Origin of the sequence: Dyella sp. AD56 (assembly GCF_002878475.1) — a bacterium.
Classification (GTDB): domain Bacteria; phylum Pseudomonadota; class Gammaproteobacteria; order Xanthomonadales; family Rhodanobacteraceae; genus Dyella.
In genome coordinates, this window is the sequence record NZ_NRDP01000015.1 from 74286 (window position 1) to 92399 (window position 18114).

Annotated in this window: 13 protein-coding genes; 6 read left to right on the forward strand and 7 right to left on the reverse strand. The window is 62.2% G+C overall.

Annotated features, from left to right (window positions below; genetic code table 11):
• Positions 1-44 precede the first annotated feature (44 nt).
• Together DyAD56_RS11335 and DyAD56_RS11340 are read right to left on the reverse strand one after the other, a co-directional pair.
• Positions 45-1157 carry a FecR domain-containing protein gene (locus DyAD56_RS11335; protein ID WP_102302878.1) on the reverse strand — a complete coding sequence of 371 codons (1113 nt, stop codon included), beginning with the start codon at positions 1155-1157 and terminating at the stop codon, positions 45-47.
• Positions 1150-1665, reverse strand: a complete 516-nt coding sequence (locus DyAD56_RS11340) for an RNA polymerase sigma factor (RefSeq protein WP_102302879.1) — start codon at positions 1663-1665, stop codon at positions 1150-1152. The genes DyAD56_RS11335 and DyAD56_RS11340 overlap by 8 nt, the downstream gene beginning before the upstream one ends.
• 274 nt (positions 1666-1939) lie before the next feature.
• Here DyAD56_RS11340 and DyAD56_RS11345 point away from each other — a divergent pair, with 274 nt between their 5' ends.
• The gene (locus tag DyAD56_RS11345) at positions 1940-2734 is read left to right on the forward strand and encodes a TorF family putative porin (protein ID WP_158241318.1); all 795 of its coding nucleotides are present in this window, start codon (positions 1940-1942) and stop codon (positions 2732-2734) included.
• Here DyAD56_RS11345 and DyAD56_RS11350 read toward each other — a convergent pair.
• Both DyAD56_RS11350 and DyAD56_RS11355 read right to left on the reverse strand, forming a co-directional pair.
• A complete protein-coding gene (locus DyAD56_RS11350; RefSeq protein WP_102302881.1) occupies positions 2701-3450 on the reverse strand; it encodes a response regulator in 750 nt (249 codons plus the stop codon). The genes DyAD56_RS11345 and DyAD56_RS11350 overlap by 34 nt on opposite strands.
• Positions 3447-4838 carry a DUF4118 domain-containing protein gene (locus DyAD56_RS11355; RefSeq protein WP_158241319.1) on the reverse strand — a complete coding sequence of 464 codons (1392 nt, stop codon included), beginning with the start codon at positions 4836-4838 and terminating at the stop codon, positions 3447-3449. Before DyAD56_RS11355 ends, DyAD56_RS11350 begins: the two co-directional genes overlap by 4 nt.
• A gap of 929 nt (positions 4839-5767) precedes the next feature.
• On the opposite strand from DyAD56_RS11355, the gene DyAD56_RS11360 reads away from it, so the two are divergent.
• From DyAD56_RS11360 to DyAD56_RS11380, 5 genes are all read left to right on the forward strand, one after another.
• Positions 5768-8413 carry a TonB-dependent receptor gene (locus DyAD56_RS11360; protein WP_233202388.1) on the forward strand — a complete coding sequence of 882 codons (2646 nt, stop codon included), beginning with the start codon at positions 5768-5770 and terminating at the stop codon, positions 8411-8413.
• Between the two features lie 110 nt (positions 8414-8523).
• Complete coding sequence (locus tag DyAD56_RS11365) at positions 8524-11169, forward strand: glycoside hydrolase family 2 protein (protein ID WP_102302883.1); 2646 nt, start codon at positions 8524-8526, stop codon at positions 11167-11169.
• Positions 11166-12605, forward strand: coding sequence for a glycoside hydrolase family 125 protein (locus DyAD56_RS11370; RefSeq protein ID WP_102302884.1), 1440 nt, complete (start codon positions 11166-11168; stop codon positions 12603-12605). Before DyAD56_RS11365 ends, DyAD56_RS11370 begins: the two co-directional genes overlap by 4 nt.
• A 64-nt stretch (positions 12606-12669) precedes the next feature.
• On the forward strand, positions 12670-15087 hold the full coding sequence (locus DyAD56_RS11375; RefSeq protein WP_102302885.1) for a GH92 family glycosyl hydrolase: 2418 nt from the start codon (positions 12670-12672) through the stop codon (positions 15085-15087).
• A 2-nt stretch (positions 15088-15089) separates the two neighbouring features.
• On the forward strand, positions 15090-15626 hold the full coding sequence (locus DyAD56_RS11380) for a gluconokinase (RefSeq protein WP_233202389.1): 537 nt from the start codon (positions 15090-15092) through the stop codon (positions 15624-15626).
• A gap of 50 nt (positions 15627-15676) precedes the next feature.
• Here the strand turns inward: DyAD56_RS11380 and DyAD56_RS11385 are convergent, their stop codons facing one another.
• From DyAD56_RS11385 to DyAD56_RS23575, 3 genes are all read right to left on the reverse strand, one after another.
• On the reverse strand, positions 15677-16297 hold the full coding sequence (locus DyAD56_RS11385; protein ID WP_102302886.1) for a DNA-3-methyladenine glycosylase: 621 nt from the start codon (positions 16295-16297) through the stop codon (positions 15677-15679).
• Between the two features lie 227 nt (positions 16298-16524).
• Positions 16525-17556 (reverse strand): fimbrial protein, encoded by a 1032-nt coding sequence (locus DyAD56_RS11390; RefSeq protein WP_102302887.1) that lies wholly within the window; start codon positions 17554-17556, stop codon positions 16525-16527.
• A 122-nt stretch (positions 17557-17678) separates the two neighbouring features.
• The gene (locus DyAD56_RS23575; protein WP_146010487.1) at positions 17679-17894 is read right to left on the reverse strand and encodes a hypothetical protein; all 216 of its coding nucleotides are present in this window, start codon (positions 17892-17894) and stop codon (positions 17679-17681) included.
• Positions 17895-18114: the final 220 nt, after the last annotated feature.

Here is an 18114-nt window from a genome sequence, read left to right on the forward strand (position 1 = left end):
CGCCCGACGCGAAATCGGGTACCTCCGATTGCATGAATCTTTTCTTACAGATGGCTGGTTTTCGTTTCAGTTTGGTTTGATGCCACGACGCGCACACGGTCGCTCTCTTCGATAACGCGCACATCTGGCAGCGTCGCCAGGTAGGCCGCGAACGCTTGTGGATTGTTCGCGTGAAAGATGCCGCTGATGCGTTCGCCGGCGATGTGTTCGTTCTCGATCACCAATGGCTTGATGGTGTAGGCATTGAAGCGCCGGGCCACGTTGCCGATGGTTTCGTGCTGAAAACGGATGTCCGTTGGCAGCCATGATGTCACTTGCGCCATCTGCGCTGGTCGCTTCGCGCCCACGTCAGTGTTGCCGAGTGAGATCTGTTGACCCGCGGTAAGGTCCGCCACGGCGTCACCGCCGAGCAACGCGATGTCAAAGCCCTTGAGCGACGCATCCGGCACGTTGAGCACGCGCACGCGGCCGCTGATGACGGTCAGCGTATCGCCGCCGGTCTCTCGCCTCACGTCGAAGACGGTGCCGATATCCTGCAACACATGGCCGCCCACGCTGACCAGCATCGGCCGCTTCGGATCCTTCCCCACATCGAACAAGGCGTTGCCGCGCACCACTTCGATCCGACGCAGGCGTCCGTCGAAATGCACATCGATAAGACTGTCGCGATCCAACTGGACCAGCGTACCGTCAGGCAGGGTCACCGAGCGTACGGATGCGTCACCCGCGTAGCTCTGCTGAACACGACCATCGGCAGTGCGCCAGTAGCCAACGCCGAGCCACGCCATGACCACGGCAGCTGCCAGCCCCGCCAAGGCGATGGCTGCGCGTCGCATGCGTCCCGCACGTGGCTCGTCCGGCTTCCGCATGACGCCGCCCATCCCCGGGAACATGATCACCGGGTTATCGCGGGTCGCCTGCTCCACCAGCGCCTCACTTGTCAGCGCCTGCAATGAAGCCGCAGCCTTCAGGTCGCCGTGCATCTGCGCCACCGCGAAATACTCCGCCACGTGGCGCGGCGAAGCACGCAGCCAATGGAGGAACGCAACGCGCTGGCGCTCGCTCAGCGGCTCCTGCTGCTCGATGTACCAGGACACGGCCTGTTCGGTGATGCGCCGCGCCTGCCGTGCGGCATCGAATTGTGTGGAATCACTCATAGTCGGCCATCCTTTGCCGGCATGCTGCCAAGCCTTTGACGATGTACTTCTTCACCATGTTCGTCGAGATGGACATGCGCTCGGCGATCTCGCGATACGACATCTCGTCGCGATAGTGCATAACGAGCACGGCCTTGCACTTGGGCGAGAGCCGATCGATCAGGGTGCCGAGGCGCTCCCGCCGTAGCCGGCTATCCATGTCCGCCTCGGGATTGGCCGGTGCCGCAAGCTGCTCCACCACTTGCTCTAGCTCGTCGCTGCCCAACGGCTGCTGCTGGCGCAGCACGGCATGTTCCTTCACCAGGTTCGCGGCCACGGTGAACAGGTAGGCCTCGGGGCTGCGAATGTTGGCCGCGTCGTCGGGCTCGATGCGCAACAAGCGCAGATAGACCTCTTGCACCAAGTCCTGAGCATCCCAGCGGTGCGCCACGCGCCGCAGAAAATATTTGCTCAGCATCGCGCCTTTTTCGGCGAACAACGCCGACCACGCCCCATGCTTTTCGCGCACACCGCCTCCTTCGACCGTGTTCGCCGAGGAAGGCTACGGCTCTGCGTCAGCCTCGGAGCCTAGGGTGCCGTTGTGACGGTTAGATGAAACGTGGCGCTCGCCAACGTCTTCTCACTCCCTCCACGACAACCACGAAAGCCCGATGCACGCCTTGATGCCACCTTGATACGGAAGGCTGAAATCCAGCGTCGTCTTTGTACCCCCATCCCTAGCATTCCTCGGGAATTTCGGCACTCGGACAGCTTCCGTAGGTGCCTCCACGCGGATGCAGGACATGAAAAAAATACTGAGCTTCACCCTCGTTTCCATGCTGGCTGGCGCATCCAGCCTGTTACATGCGCAAGACACCGTAGGCGGCGGTCCGGCCGATGGCGGCACCCCACCCCCTATCCCCTCACAACCTGCGCCGGATACCTGGCAGGTCGCGTTCAACGTGGGCGCGCAGTCCGACTACATCTTTCGCGGCATCAGCCAAACCAACGAACATCCGTCGGGCTTTGCAGGGCTGGACGTTACCGCCAAGGGCGCGTTTTACGCGGGCGTGTGGACGTCCAATGTGGATTTCAGTCCCTCTGGCGACACCCGCACCCGGCAAGAGGTCGACCTGTACGGCGGATGGCGCCCCACGTTCGCGGGCATCACCTTCGATCTTGGCTACATCCACTACGGCTATCTGCACCAACCCAAGGAGATGACCGAGTCGTATGCCGAAACCTATCTGCGGGGTAGCCACGCGTTCGGTCCGGTGACCCTGGGCGGTGCGGTGTACTACTCACCGAATTTCCCCGGCATCGCCCGACATGCGGTGTATGCGGAAGGCAATGTCGCGTACACGATAGATCCCGCGTGGACTGTTTCCGTGGCCATGGGTCGGCAGACCATTGGCAGCTCCGTGATGCGCGACGACGGCTCACGCGCCGATTTCAGCTACAACACGTGGAATGCTGGCGTCACCTGGACGATTCGCGACGGCCTGTCACTGGATCTGCGCTACTGGGATACCAACGCGCATGACTCCGGCCACATCTACGGCTCTCACGCGGTGGCCGCACTGAAGTTCGCGTTCTGACCCGCTGCCTGCGCGCTTTCCCGCGCCACCCCGGCCAGTCGATAGCCCACTTGCAGCTCGGTGAGCAGATGACGTGGCCGGGGTGGATGCTCTTCGAGCTTTTGCCGCAGGTTGGTCATGTAGACGCGCACGTAGTGGGCACGAGCTGCATAACCCGGCCCCCACACATCCAGCAACAACTGGCGATAGGTCATCACTTTGCCCTGGCCGCGCACCAGCGCCGCCAGCAAGCGGAATTCGATGGGTGTGAGATGGATCAGCTCATCGTGGCGAACCACTTCGTGCGTGGCCAGATCCACCCTCACGTCGCCGAAGCACACCACGGAGGACTCGGGGCCAGAAGACACCATGCTGGCACGTCGGAGCTGCGCCTTGGCCCGGGCGAGCAATTCGGGCACGCCGAAAGGCTTCACCAGATAATCGTCCGCACCCGCTTCAAGCGCTTCCACTTTTTCCTGCTCGTGCTCGCGTGCGGACAGGACGATCACAGGGACGCTGGACCAGCGGCGCACTTCACGGATGAGGGTCTTGCCATCCGCATCGGGAAGGCCAAGGTCCACGATGAGCAACTGCGGCTGTCGCGAGGCGGAGTCGATGCGCGCATCGCAGGCGTTGCCCACCTCGAAAACCTGCATGCCTTCGCGCTCCAGCGACAAGCGCACGAAGCGGCGGATGTCCGATTCGTCTTCGACAACGAGGACGCGTGGGCGATTCATAGAACTTCACGCTCCAGTTCAGGCATGTCTGCGATGGGCAAACTCACCCGGAAGCACACGCCACGCGATTTGCCACCAAACACATCCATAGATCCGCCGTGCGCCTGCACGATGCTTTGACACAAGGCCAGCCCCAAGCCCGTGCCTGGCGCGTTACGCGCACATGTCGCCGTCGGGATGTGTCTGGCCATGTCGGGCGGCAAACCCGGTCCATCGTCTTCCACGTCGATCATCAAACAGTCTTCGTCCTTGTGCGCACAGATCCATATCGACGCTGATGCAGGCGTGTGCTTGGCTGCGTTATCCAGCAGATTGACGATGACGTGCTCGAACAGGCGCGCATCCATGTGCACCAGCGGCAACCCCGGCGGCCATTCGATGTTTACGTGGCGATGGCCGAGCACCACATCCATGGCGGCCAGCGCGCTGCCGACCACCTCGCCCACGTCGTGCCAGTCCAATTCGAGGTGCGTGCCGTCGTCCTGCATCCGCGCCAGATCGAGCAGGTTGCTGACCTGGCGGTGCATGGCGTCGGCCTGACGATGGATGGCACGCGCCATGTCGCGTCCTTCGGCCGGCGATGATGCGTTACCAAGCTCCAGCGTTTCCGCCAACCCGCGTATGGCAGTCAGCGGCGTCTTCAGGTCGTGCGATACCGCTGCAAGCAAGGTGTGCCGAAAGCGCTCACCCTCCATCCTGACCAGCGTGTCGCGCGCCTCGTCGGTGAAATGCACGCGATCCAACGCCTGCGCGACCAAGGCGCAACAGGCTTCCAACTGCCGCTGATCGTCTTCGTCCAGCACCCATGCCGCTTCGCGGTGAAAGGCCAACACGCCGCGCGTGCGTGTGGGTGAAATCAAGGGGATGTAGTGCATCCGGTGTCCACTGGCTGACGCCGACACGATGGCGCCATCGATATCGGCCATTCCGCCTTCCACATCGGGTTTCAGCAGAACGCCGGTCGCGCCAAACAAGGGCGCGATGCGATGACTGCAGACGCTGGCGATCTGCATCACCGTCGACGTGGCGGACAGATCTCGCGCCACGTCTGCCAGCGCGACGGCGCGGCGCTCGCCTGCCAATGCGGAGGCGGCTTCCGCCCGTATGCGCGCCACGAGCTGGCCGGTGACCAAGGCAATCACCAGCGTCAGCACAAAGGTGAACAGGTACTGCGCATCGGAAAGACGAAACGCGAGCACCGGCGGTACGAAGAAGAAGTCGAAGCACGTCACGCCGACCAGCGCGGCAACGCTACCCGCCACTTTGCCCCAGCGCAGGGCCACCACCACCACGGTGAACAGGAACAAGGCGACAACGTTGGAGATGTCGAACACCCGCACCAGGAGTTCGCCAAGCAAGGTGGCGATAGCGCAGGCCAGCAGCGCCATCAGCACTCCCCGCAGCGTCTCCACCCCTGCGGCATGCCTGCCGGGCCACCGGCGATGTGCGGACGGCTCCGGAACCATAAAACGCGCCAACCGCGTCGCCAACATCGCGGCTTATTCGGCCGGCACGGGCACGCGCATGCCGCGCGTCGCGATGCCGGCCCTAGACATGCATGTCGCCGCCCGCTCGCGCCGACGTCCGTGGGTGTCACTCCAATCCATGCGGCCATTCTGTGGGGGCGGCCATAAAGTTGGGGTATGGGGCGCACGGCAACGCGTATAGATGCCGTAAAGCGTAAGGTCGTCCGCCCTCGATTCAGCGGCAACAGGCCCGTACGGGCACCGATCGCAGCGATTTGCGGTGCATTGCAACAAAGACCCGCGCGAGCCGATCACCGGCGGTCCGGAATGCCCTGACCAGCGCCAAACGCAGGTATGGCCTGATCCCACCGCGGGTAGGCCCATGTGCCCGTCAGACAGCACTCCTTAGATCGATTCAAGAAGGCCTGTTTCTATATTGCAGCGCAATATTTGGCCCTATCCATCCACCCAGAAAAATCAATACCTTGGGGTACTGGTCTCTTCTTTAGATCGAGTGAAATTTTTTGTTGACAACGTTATCAGCGGACTTCAAGAATGGTCCTGTCGTCGGTGACCTCCACACGTAGCCGGCGGTGCGGCGAGGGGTTTTGAGTCGTGTGACATCGGAAGGGCGAACCCGCCAGCCACGGCGACCGGTCGCCTCACCGGCACCAGCATCAACGGCCGCAACGACCGGCCCCCTCGCCGGCCCCATCGAGCCAATTCATACGAACCGTCAGGACCACCACCGCAAGGTAGTGCAGGCGAGTTCGTCCCGAACAATCCGGGATACGCGCTCCCCCGCGTCTCCCCCAGCCCGCTCAGCGCTTTGTCGTTGCAGGGAGATAGGCGTGACGTATCGCAAGACCGCACTTTGGATGAGCCTGGCCAGCGCGTTGTTCGCGAGCGCAACAGCCATGGCACAGGACGCCGCCAGCACCCAGGGCACGGCACCCAATGGCAGCACGCAGCAGACGGCGACCGGGCAGTCCAATCCGACGGACCCGGCCAAGGCCAAGCAGTTGGAAGGCGTCACCGTTACCGGCATCCGCGCCAGCCTGCAGAAGTCGCTGGATCTCAAGCGCAACTCCGACTCCATCGTCGATGCGATCTCGGCTGAGGACGTGGGCAAGTTCCCGGACACCAACGTGGCCGAATCCCTCTCGCACCTGCCCGGCATCAGCGTGGACCGCAATTTCGGCGAGGGTGACAAGGTCAGCATTCTCGGCACCGACCCGGCATTGAACCGGTTGTTGCTCAACGGCCAGACGCTGGCATCCACCAATTGGACGTCTGACCCGAATAACCCGGATAGCCGCTCGTTCGACTACAGCCTGCTCACCTCCGAAATCATCGGCACGGCGGAGGTCTACAAGACCCCGCAGGCGCGCATCGACGAAGGCTCCATCGGCGGTACGGTGATCATCAACACGCGTCGCCCGCTGGACCTGAAAGCCAACACGCTCACCGGCACGCTGGGCTACCAGTACAACGACCGCGCCGACAAGGGCGAGCCGCAGGGTTCGCTGCTGTATAGCTGGAAAAACAACGACAGCACGTTCGGCGTGCTGGGTTCGGTGATGCACTCGGACCGCGTCATCCAGCGCGAAGGCACCGAGATCTTCGGCTACCAGCGCGCCAATGACCCGACCGATACGGACCCGAACCACCAGTTCGCGCCGGGTGTGGTGCCGCCGGGCCAGACGGGCGTGTACCCGACCGCCATCAACACCGCCCTGTTCAAGCAGGAGCGCAAGCGCGACGGTGTGTCCACCGATATCCAGTGGAAGCCGAACGAAGCGTTCGAGCTGAACTTCACCGGCCTTTACGTCACCGAGAAGTTCAACAACTTCAACCAGAGCCGCTACGGCGACTGGTCCGGCAGCGCGCCTGACGCGACGGCCATGAACTTCACCAACGGCGTGGCCACCAGCGGCTCGTATGGTGCAGGCGCACCGACCTATCTGGACGGCTACGAGCGCTTCTCCAAGGTCAACACCGGCAGCGCACAACTGCGTGCCGACTGGCACGGCGACGGCTGGAACGCGTCCAGCCAGCTGGGCTACACCAGCTCCACCGGCGGTTCGCAGGGCATCTACAACGTGCAGTTCCGCGGCTACGGCGGCTACAACTGGAACCTCAACGGCCAGAATCCGCAGATCAACTACAACGCTGCGAACGACCCGAGCGACATGCTGGCCCACGGCGCCGGCTTCAGCTACGCGCCGAGCTACGACAAAGAGCGCTACTTCCAGGCCGACTTCAACCACGACCTCAGCTGGGGCCCGTTGAACGAGATCGAAGTGGGCATCAAGGCGAGCAACCACTACAACGGTCAGACCGGCTACCAGGCGAGCATCCCCACGCAGGATGGCTCCGGCGTATCACTGGCCGACCTCAATGGCGGCAACACGCCAGGCGGCTACCTCGACGGCCTCGACCCGACCGCGAGCATGGCCAACTGGACACAGATCAACCGCGGTGGCCTGAAGAGCTACGTCGAGTCGCTCTATAGCAATGCGCCGATGGACCCGAAGGCCACTTACGGCATCCAGGAGCAGAATCGCGCGTTCTACTGGCAGGCCGATTTCGCCGGCACCGACTACCGCGGCAACTTCGGCATGCGCTATTTCCACACGCGCGATACCGTCACCGGCTACAACTTCATCGGCAACAACCAGTACGCACCGGTGGACAAGCGCAGCAGCTATGGCGAATGGCTGCCGTCGTTCAACATTGCGTACGATCCCATTGAAGACGTCACGCTGCGCTTTGCCGCCGCAAAGACCGTCGCGCGCCCGCGCTTCCAGGAAATGACGCCGTACGTCGCACTGGATGACCGCACCCTTACCGGTTCGGGTGGCAACACCGATCTGAAGCCGTACAAGTCGACCAACTACGACGCGACGGCCGAGTGGTACTTCGCAGAGAACAGCCTGCTCTCGGCGGAATTCTTCTTCCGCCGCATCTCCGGCTACATCCTCAATACCAACGTGCCGCAGACGCACTACAACGTCACCGACCAGCAGGACGACGTGTACCAGATGGAGATCCCGGTGAACGCCGGCGTCGCCAAGGTGAAGGGCCTGTCGCTGACCTACCAGGGCAACTTTGCCTACGGCTTCGGCCTGCTGGCGAACTACACCTTGTCCGATGCGGACACCAGCAACGGGTTCCCACTGCCGTACAACTCGAAGAACGCGTTCAACCTCACGCCTTACTTCGAGAACGGACCGTGGAGCGCGCGCGTCACCTATAGCTGGCGCTCGCACTACTTCACGCAGATCGCACAGCTGCAGTCCTCACAGATCACCGGCATCTTCCGCGAACTGGATGCGTCGCTGGGTTACCAGATCAACGACCACATGCGCGTCTCGCTGGATGGCACCAACCTGCTGGATTCCACCTACTTCGTCTACAACAACACACCAGCTCAGCCACTAAACGCTTACAAGAACGGCCGCACGTACACAGTCAATCTCGGATTCAAGTTGTAAGACCCCCCACTTCCGGGCGCTCTCGTAGCGCCCGTTTTTTTGGGGCGATATCCACTTTCTTTCGCCGTGTGCGATAAGAGACCTTTCAGCAAGAAGCGGAGCGCCTTGCCTTGTCATCCCTGACACGTCTTTCCGTTGGCCTGCTGGCCGCCCTCGCCTTCGCACGCGCGTCCACGCTGGGCGCCACCACCGTGACGCCGCTCGACGACGGCTGGCAATTCCGTCTGGCGCCCGACTCAACGCTGGTTGCTCAGCACCCTGACCAGACGACCTGGACCCCGGCCCACGTGCCCGGCAGCGTGCAGACCGATCTGCTGACCACAGGCAACATCGGCGACCCGTTCTTCCGCGACAACGAAGCGCAGCAGCAATGGATTGGCCTGGCCGACTGGGATTACCAGCTAGTCTTCAACGTCGATGCCGCCACGCTGAAGCAGGACCATGTCGATCTGGTGTTCGATGGCGTGGACACCTTTGCTGACATCAGCCTCAACGACAAGCCACTACTGAAGACGGGCAACATGTTCCGTCGCTGGCGCCTGCCCGTGAAGGATGTGCTGCACGCCGGCAGCAACACGCTCACAGTGCGCCTGCATTCGCCCATCGCGAAACTGCAACCGTGGCTGCTGATGCAGCCGTACGCCCTGCCCGGCGAATTCGACTCCGCCTTCGGCGACGAGCCCAAAGGCAAGCAGACCTCCAACTACGTGCGCAAGGCCAACTACCAGTACGGCTGGGACTGGGGCCCGCGCTTCGTCACCATGGGCATCTGGCAGCCGGTGCAACTGGAAAGCTGGACCGATGCGCGACTGGAGGATTTCCACGTTGCCCAGCCGCACGTGGATGCCGACAACGCCGAACTCGCCGCGGAAGTCTCGCTACAGGCAGGCAAGGCTGGCCGCGCGCGCGTCACGGTGAACTGGACCGCGCCGGATGGCAGCCAAGGCGAGATAGCCCAGGATGCCACGCTCAAATCCGGCGAGAACACGCTGCGCGTGCCGTTCGCCATTGCCAAGCCCGAACGCTGGTGGCCTGCCGGCTACGGCATGCAGAACCTCTATCGCTTCCACATGGAAGTGAAGCGCGGCAACGACACCCTCGCCAGCGCCGATCGCAGCACGGGCCTGCGCAGCGTCGAACTGCGCCGCGATCGTGATCAGTGGGGGCGCGGCTTCGCCTTCGTGGTGAACGGCGTGCCGATCTTCGCCAAGGGCGCGGATCTCATCCCGACCGATAGCTTCCCGGAGCGCACCACGCCGGAACAACTCAAGCAGCTGCTCACCTCCACCCGCGATGCCAACATGAACATGCTGCGCATGTGGGGTGGCGGTTACTACCAGAGCGATGCGTTCTACGATCTCGCCGACCAGATGGGCATCATGATCTGGCAGGACTTTATGTTTGGCGGCGCGATTACGCCGTATGACCACGAATTCCTAGGCAACTCGCGCGTCGAAGCCGAGGAACAGGTACGCCGCTTGCGCAACCACCCCAGCATCGTGCTGTGGTGTGGCAACAACGAAGTGCAGACTGGCTGGGAATCCTGGCCGGACCGTATCGACTTCAAGAAGGCGATCAGCACCGACGAACGCCAGCGCATCGAGAACGGCATGCGCGAGCTATTCGGCCACACGCTGCGCGAAGTGGTGAAGGCCAACGATCCCGACGTGCCCTACTGGGCCAGCTCGCCCAGCACGGATTTCGATGGCGAAGCCAACGTGCTGAACGACGGCGATTATCACTACTGGAAGGTGTGGTCGGGTTCCGAGCCCATCGATCACTATCTGGATATCACGCCGCGCTTCCAGTCTGAGTACGGCCTGCAGTCCTTCCCGGTGATGTCGACCATCGAGAGTTTCGCCACGCCGGCCGACATGACGCCGAACTCGCCGGTGATGCGTGCACACCAGAAATTCGCCAATGGCAATGGCAACGACCGTCTGCTGCTGTACATCCGCGCCAACTACGGTGAGCCGAAGGACTTTGCCTCCTTCGTCTACCTTAGCCAGCTGATGCAGGCCGAGGGCATTGAGCTTGCGGCAGAACACCTGCGCAGCGCGCGACCGCAGAGCATGGGCTCGCTGTACTGGCAGCTCAACGACGTATGGCCGGGGCCGTCCTGGTCCAGCATCGACTACTACGGCCGCTGGAAGGCGCTGCAATTCCACGCCAAGCGCTTCTATGCGCCGGTGGATGTGGTGCCGATCCGCCGTGATGGCCACACCACGCTGCATCTGGTCTCCGACCGCACCACGCCCTTCAACGCCACGCTACGCACACGTGTCTATGACATGGCGGGCAAGTTGCTTAGCGAGAAGAGCGAGCCGGTGGAGGCCGCCGCACTTAGCAGCACACTCGTTGGCGAGTTCAGCGACGCGGAGCTGCTGCACGGTGCCAAGCCAACGCAAAGCGTCGCCTCTTTCGATGTGATCAAGAACGACGAGGTCGTGGCGCATCACCTGCTCTACTTCGGTCTCGCCAAGACACTAAATCTGCCCAAGCACCCTGGCCTGGGCGCCGAGTGGATCAAGGACGACAACGGCACGGTGTTGCGCGTCAGCACGAAGCAGCTCGCTCGTGGCGTGTGGATTGACCTGGGCAAGCTTGACGCCACCTTTTCCAACAATGCCTTTGACCTGCTGCCGGGCGAGCATGTGGATATCGCCGTCAACAGCCAGGCTGACCTGCACGCCCTCAAGTCGGCGCTCAAGCTGACCTCGCTGATCGATACCGTCAAACCGGAGACCACGCGATGATCACCTCTCGCCGCAACCTGCTCAAATGGATGGCGCTGGCGCCCGCTGCTGCATGGCTGTCGGATGGTGTGTTCGCAGCGACAGGTACGAGTGCCTTCGTCAGCCAGCGACCGCCCATCGGCAAGCGCAAGTTCACCAGCGCCGCTGTGGAAAAGCTGCTCGCCCAGACCAAGGCCAAGATCAGTGATCCCGAACTGGCGTGGATGTTCGAGAACTGTTTCCCGAACACGCTGGATACCACGGTCGAAGTAGGCACGCTGCGCGGCAAGCCCGACACCTTCATCGTCACCGGCGATATCGACGCCATGTGGATGCGCGACTCGTCCGCGCAGGTGTGGCCGTACGTGCAGCTCGCGAAGCAGGACAAGGCGCTGCAACGGCTATTCCGTGGCCTGATCCATCGCCACGCGGTATGCATCAGCATCGACCCCTACGCCAATGCGTTCATGCCCGATCCGGGTGCGAAGTCCAACCTGGATTGGTCCCAGCACGACATCACCGATATGAAACCCGGTGTGGCCGAGCGCAAATGGGAGATCGATTCGCTGTGCTACCCGATCCGCCTTGCGCATGGGTACTGGAAGGCCACGGGCGACACCACCGCCTTCGATGACGACTGGCATGCCGCCATGCGCACGGTGCTCAAGACGTTCCGCGAACAGCAGCGCAAAGACGGCCCAGGGCCGTACCACTTCCAGCGCAGCTCGCCGATCCCGACCGAGTCGCAATTCCTGCAGGGCTACGGCAACCCGACGCGCCCGGTGGGCATGATCCACGCGATGTTCCGCCCGTCGGACGATGCGACGGTCTACCCGTTCAATATTCCCGGCAACCTCTTCGCCGTCACCAGCCTGCGCCAGCTCGCGGAGATGCTTCGTGCCATCCGCCATGACGATGCTGGTGCGTCCGACTGCGTGGCGCTGGCCGATGAGATCCAGCGCGCGGTTGAAGCCTACGGCGTGATTCACGGCAACCAGGGTGACTACTGGGCTTATGAGGTCGACGGCTACGGCAACCAGTTGTTCATGGACGATGCCAACGTTCCCAGCTTGCTCGCCCTGCCCTATCTCCACGCCTGCGAACAGAACGACGCGCGCTACCTGCGCACGCGCGCGCAAGTGTGGAGCACGCACAATCCGTACTTCTTCAAAGGCAGCGCGGCAGAAGGTGTCGGTGGACCGCACGAAGGGCTGCGCATGATCTGGCCGATGTCGATCATGATGCGCGCCTTCACCACCGACGACACGCGCGACATCGCCCAATGCCTGACGTGGCTGAAAACCACGCACGCCGGCACCGGCTTTATGCATGAATCGTTCGATCAGGACGATCCCGCCAAATTCACACGCACCTGGTTCGCCTGGGCCAACACCTTGTTCGGCGAACTGATCGTGCATCTGGCCGATAGCCACCCCGAGGTACTGCGCAAGGCGTAGCACCGTTTTGATATCTCTACGGCCGCTGCTGGCGGCCTCCGTTTTGCTTCAAAGGAGTCAGACCATGGTTACGCGCCGCCGCTTTCTGCAAGGCATGGCCGCACTTTCCGTCCTGGGCAGCACCGCCAATGCCCTGCCGTCCTTTGCTGCCGCCGGCAAGAAGACCGCACTCGCCGATGGCGTCTCGCGCCACGTCGACGTGTTCGTCGGCACCGGCGGCCATGGCCACACCTTCCCCGGCCCCACGATGCCCTTCGGCATGGTGCAGCTCGGCCCCGATACCAACAACTGGCAGTGGGACAGCAGCTCCGGCTATCACCAGGGCGACGGCTCGATTATGGGCTTCTCGCACACGCACCTGTCCGGCACCGGCGCGAGCGACATGCTGGACGTGCTGGTGGTGCCGGCGATGGGCGCCGTACTCCTGCAGCCCGGTGACCGCGACTACGACGGGGTCAACTACACCTCGCGCTACGACGGCGTGCACGCGGACAACGGACCGAAGCCCAAGGGTTACCGCACCGGCATCAAGGGCTACCGCTCGCACTACACCGGTGAAGAGGCACGCCCGGGTTACTACCGCGTGCAGCTCACCGACAGCCATGTGCTTGCCGAGTTGACCACGACCGAACGCGCGGGCATTCATCGCTATACCTTCCAGCAACCGGGTGACGCCCATCTGCTGGTCGACTTTGCGCATGGCTTCCACGATGACGCGAAGACGCCGACCAAGGTCACCGATGCCGAACTGAAACTGATCGGCAACGACACGCTGGTCGGCAGTCGCGTGGTGCACCAGTGGGCTAATGGCCGCCACATCTATTTCGCGATGAAGGTATCTCGCCCGTTCAAGCGCGGCACGCTCTACAGCAATGACACCGCGCTTACCGCCGGCAGCACGCAGGCCAGCGGCACCAACCTCAAGGCCACACTGCACTACGACACGCTCAACGACGCGCCGCTGCTGGTGAAGGTGGGTATTTCCGGCGTGGATATCGAAGGTGCGCTGCGCAACCTGACCAGCGAGATTCCCGCATGGGATTTCGACGGCGTGCAGGCGGCTGCCGAAGCCGCCTGGGAGCGTGAACTCAGCCGCATCCGCGTGGATACGCCGGATGAAACCATCAAGCGCACCTTCTACAGCTCGCTGTACCACACCATGCTCGCGCCCACGCTGTTCAGCGACGTGGACGGCCGCTATCGCGGCATGGACATGAAGGTGCACCAGCTGGCCAAGGGGCAGCACAACTACAGCACCTACTCGCTGTGGGACACCTACCGCGCCGAGCATCCGTTGTTTACGCTGTATCAGGCCGATCGCGTGCCCGACCTCGTCAACGGCCTGGTGCGCATGGCACAGGAGAGCCCCGCCGGTCCGCCGGTGTGGCCGCTGCAAGGCATCGAAACGGTGTGCATGATCGGTTACCACTCCGCCGTGGTCGTTGCCGAAGCGCAGGCCAAGGGCTTCACCGGCATCGACTACGCCGCGGCATGGCCGGTGTTCCGCAAGCGCGCCATGGAAGACGACTACTTCGGCCTGCCCGAATACCGCAAGCGCGGCTACATCCCCAGCGATGTCGAGGGCGAAGCGGTCAGCAAGACGCTCGAGTACGCCTACGACGATTGGGTGATGTCGCACTACGCCGAAAAGCTCGGCCATCACGATGACGCCGTCGCGCTCAAGGCACGTTCGCAGAACTACCGCAACGTGTTCGACAAGGCGACAACGTTCACGCGTCCGCGCGGTAGCGACGGCAAGTGGCTGGAACCGTTCGACCCGCGTGCTATCGGCCATTCGAAGAAGTGGCGCGACTTCACCGAATCCAACGCGTGGCAGGCCACCTTCCTCAACCAGCACGACCTCTATGCCTACATGAAGTTGTTCGGCAGCGAGAATGCCTTCGAGAAGAAGCTGGACGAGTTGTTCAACATCGACAGCGAGCTGCCCGCCGATGCGCCGCCGGATATCGCCGGCATGGTCGGCCAGTTCGCCTTCGGCAACGAACCCGCCCACCACGTGCCCTACCTCTACGCCTACACCGGCGCGCACCACAAAACCCAGGCGCGCGTGCGCATGCTGCTGGAAACCATGTACCGCGCCGAACCTGATGGCCTGCCCGGCAACGAGGATTGCGGCCAGATGAGCGCGTGGTACGTGATGAGCGCGCTGGGCCTTTACGCGGTGGACCCGGTGAGCACGCACTACGTGTTCGGCAGCCCGCTGCTGGACCGCGCCGAAGTGCAACTGGCCGGCGGCAAGAAGCTGGTGGTGCAGACACAGGGTAACGGCAAGGGACGCCCTTACATCCAGTCGGTCACCTGGAACGGCAAGCCGTGGACCAAGAGCTGGATCAGCCACGCCGAACTCACCGCCGGCGGCACGCTGTTGTTCGTGATGGGCGACAAACCGAACACCGCGTTCGGCGCTGCGGCAGCGGATCGTCCGCCGAGCTACGGCAAGCCGGCCAGCGAACAGGTGTGATCGTGAGCGTCGCCCTGGATAAGAGCATGCGCGCTGTGGTGGTGATGGGTTTTTCCGGCTGCGGAAAAACCAGCATTGCTACAGCGCTGTGCGCGCATATCCAAGCACACATGATCGAGGGCGATGCGTTCCATCCCGAGCACAACATCCGAAAGATGGAGGCCGGCATCCCACTGACGGATGCCGACCGCCAGGGCTGGCTGGAAACCCTGGGCCGCGAACTGCAACGCACCGCCCAGGGCGAGGATATCGTCGTACTCACATGCTCGGCGCTGAAGCGGCGCTATCGCGATACGCTGCGTGCCGCACTGCCGGGCCTTGGCTTTGTCTTCCTGCAGCTTTCACCTGAGGAAGCCGGCCGGCGCGTCGCTCATCGCACCGGTCACTTCATGCCCGCGTCGCTGATCGACAGTCAGTTCCGTGATCTGGAACCACCGTCCGGCGAATCGCGTGTAGTAACTATCAACGCTACCGAATCAACCGACGTCATCGTCGACCAGATCGTGCACTGGTGGTCAACGGCTGCAACAACGCCGTAGGCATCGCGCCGAAGAGCTAGATCATCCCCGGCGCCGGGTCATCACTTTCGTCAGACGCCGCGAGCCACAGGCCCAGACACGTAGCGGTTATTCGGGACGCTCCATCGCCACGGCAAATCGACGCCCACGCGAATACCGATACGCGGTCCGCCGACCAGCGCCTTGGGCGGCGGCATGCCGTCATCGAGGATGGCGAAACCATCACGCGCACCGACCAGATCGATGCCGTTCTGCGCCCCCGTGATGCCCATGGCCTGCGTCAGGCGCGCCGGGCCGCGGCAAAGATCGCGCTCCTTCATTCCCCACGAACGCGCCTCGTACATCAGGTCTACGCCATGCAAGGGTTCCAGTGCGCGGATCAACACGCCCTCACCCACCTGACAAACGCAGTTGCTGCACCAGTGCATGCCATAGGTGAAGTAAACATACATATGCCCTGCGGGGCCGAACATAACGGCGTTTCTCGGCGTCTGCCCGCGATACGTGTGCGCGGCGGGATCCATGGAGCCGACATAAGCCTCCACCTCCACAATGCGACCGGCACGACCATCCGCACCCGCGAGGATCTTGTTGAGCAGTTGAGGAGCCACTTCCGTTGATGGGCGCTCGAAGAATGGCCGCGATACAACGGTGCCAGGCCAAGCCACGGATCGCCGAGATCTTTTGGGCATTCAAAGCTCCAGTCACGTCATGGATGAGGACATTCTAGGCATCCCAGCCGCTTATACTTGGTCAAGGCATCGACCCGGAAGCCCCAAACTGAGGATGGCAGAAAGAGGTCGATGATGAATACACGTCCCGCGATCAAGGACGTCACCTCAGCGCTAAGAAATGAAAAGGGGTGCTGAAGCACCCCTCTGACACAATGAACTAAACCATCAACTGCCGAATACCCATATCACTGGTAAGCGAAAGTAAACGTGGCAAAGGCATTCACGACGCCCGGGGTCACGGTATTGCTGGTGGCGATGTACCGCGCGGTAAATGGAATATTGATGGTGCCGCCCGTGGTGCTGCTAACGCTGAACTGGTTTTGCGAGCCCACCACGGCAGAATCCGGTCCAAAGCTCACTGGTGTGCCGTTTCGAACGAGTTGGATGCCCAAGCCGGTGACGGTGGAACTCGCGCCAAGATTGAGTATGTTGCTGGTGTTACCAGCATTCGTGGCGTCACTTATGGTCATGTAGACGCTGGTCGACTGGCCTACATCGCCCACCGAGCAGTTGAGCTGCACGTTGAAATCCACTGGATCGAACGTTTGGCCCACGGCCACATGCGGGTTGGCAACCACACCCATGCCCACTTTCACGGACGGCGTGCTGACGCTGCAGGCCGGGCTTTTGAGTGTCACAACGACCGACGAAGACCACTGATAGGTGACATACCGGGTCGTGTAGGCACCATTGCTGTCGGTCATTTGAAAGTAGGCAATATCGCCACTCAACGCACCGCCCTGGGTAATGGGACCGATCTTGACCAGTTCAACAAGTACTTGGCGCGCCGCAACGCCCGTGGTGATCTGGTAGGGCATGAACGGGCTCGGTATATAGCCCCAAAAAATGGAACTACCACCCGTGATATTCACTCGAAATCCCACACCCGGAATGGTGGTCGCATACAAATGGCCGCCGTTACCATAAGTGGGCCCCAAATCGGGGGCAGACCCTAAAAACCCGCCGCCAAAGTAAACATTCCCCCCTGGCGTCCCCGTGGACGTACAGTTGGGGTTGGCACCTCCAGGGAATGAGGTCGTAAGCGTACCGATCACATCGCCAATAGCAGCGTTATTGCTCACATTGATGGCAGGCCCCGTGACCATAGCAATGATGGGACTGGAACATGTCGTGCCGGCGGCGTGCACCATGGTAGGCATGATCGGCGCCAACGTTAGCAGGCCAAACAGAATCAGATGTCGAATAGTTGTGCTCATAATGAACCCACTGTGCTCAGAGGCATCACGAAATGCCCTAGGTGATGCAGTGACGGAGTGGTGGAGTGCCCTCCCCGGCACTGCAAATTAGGTTAGAGCCAATGTTGTTGCTTCAACGCCATTTATCGATACGCCGCATCGACATTTTCAAGCGCGCTGAACGCCGCTTCCTTGGCACGCACCGACAATTGATAGCTGACGTGGCACTGCTCCGCCGCCTCGCTGCCCCAGCGCACCAGCAAGGTGTTGCCCCTCTCGTTGAGCAGATCGGCGCCGAACGGCATGAAAGCAGGGGTCAGAGTGCAGCGTCGTCCATCGACCATGGCTGATGGACGCACGGTAGAGAACCACCACGTATCAAACCGGTCACGCTCAGGCCTCCCACCTGTCGTTAAGCACATCGGCACCGAGCGGCAGTGAAACGTCCTCGAACTTTCGCGTCAACGAGAACGGTCTGATTTAATTGGCGAGGCGTCGGCTTCTTTGCTTGGCTTCCAAGGGTGCCATCGGCTTGAAGTCGTCCTCGTTGATTCGAGCCAGATGGAAGTAGAGCTTCCC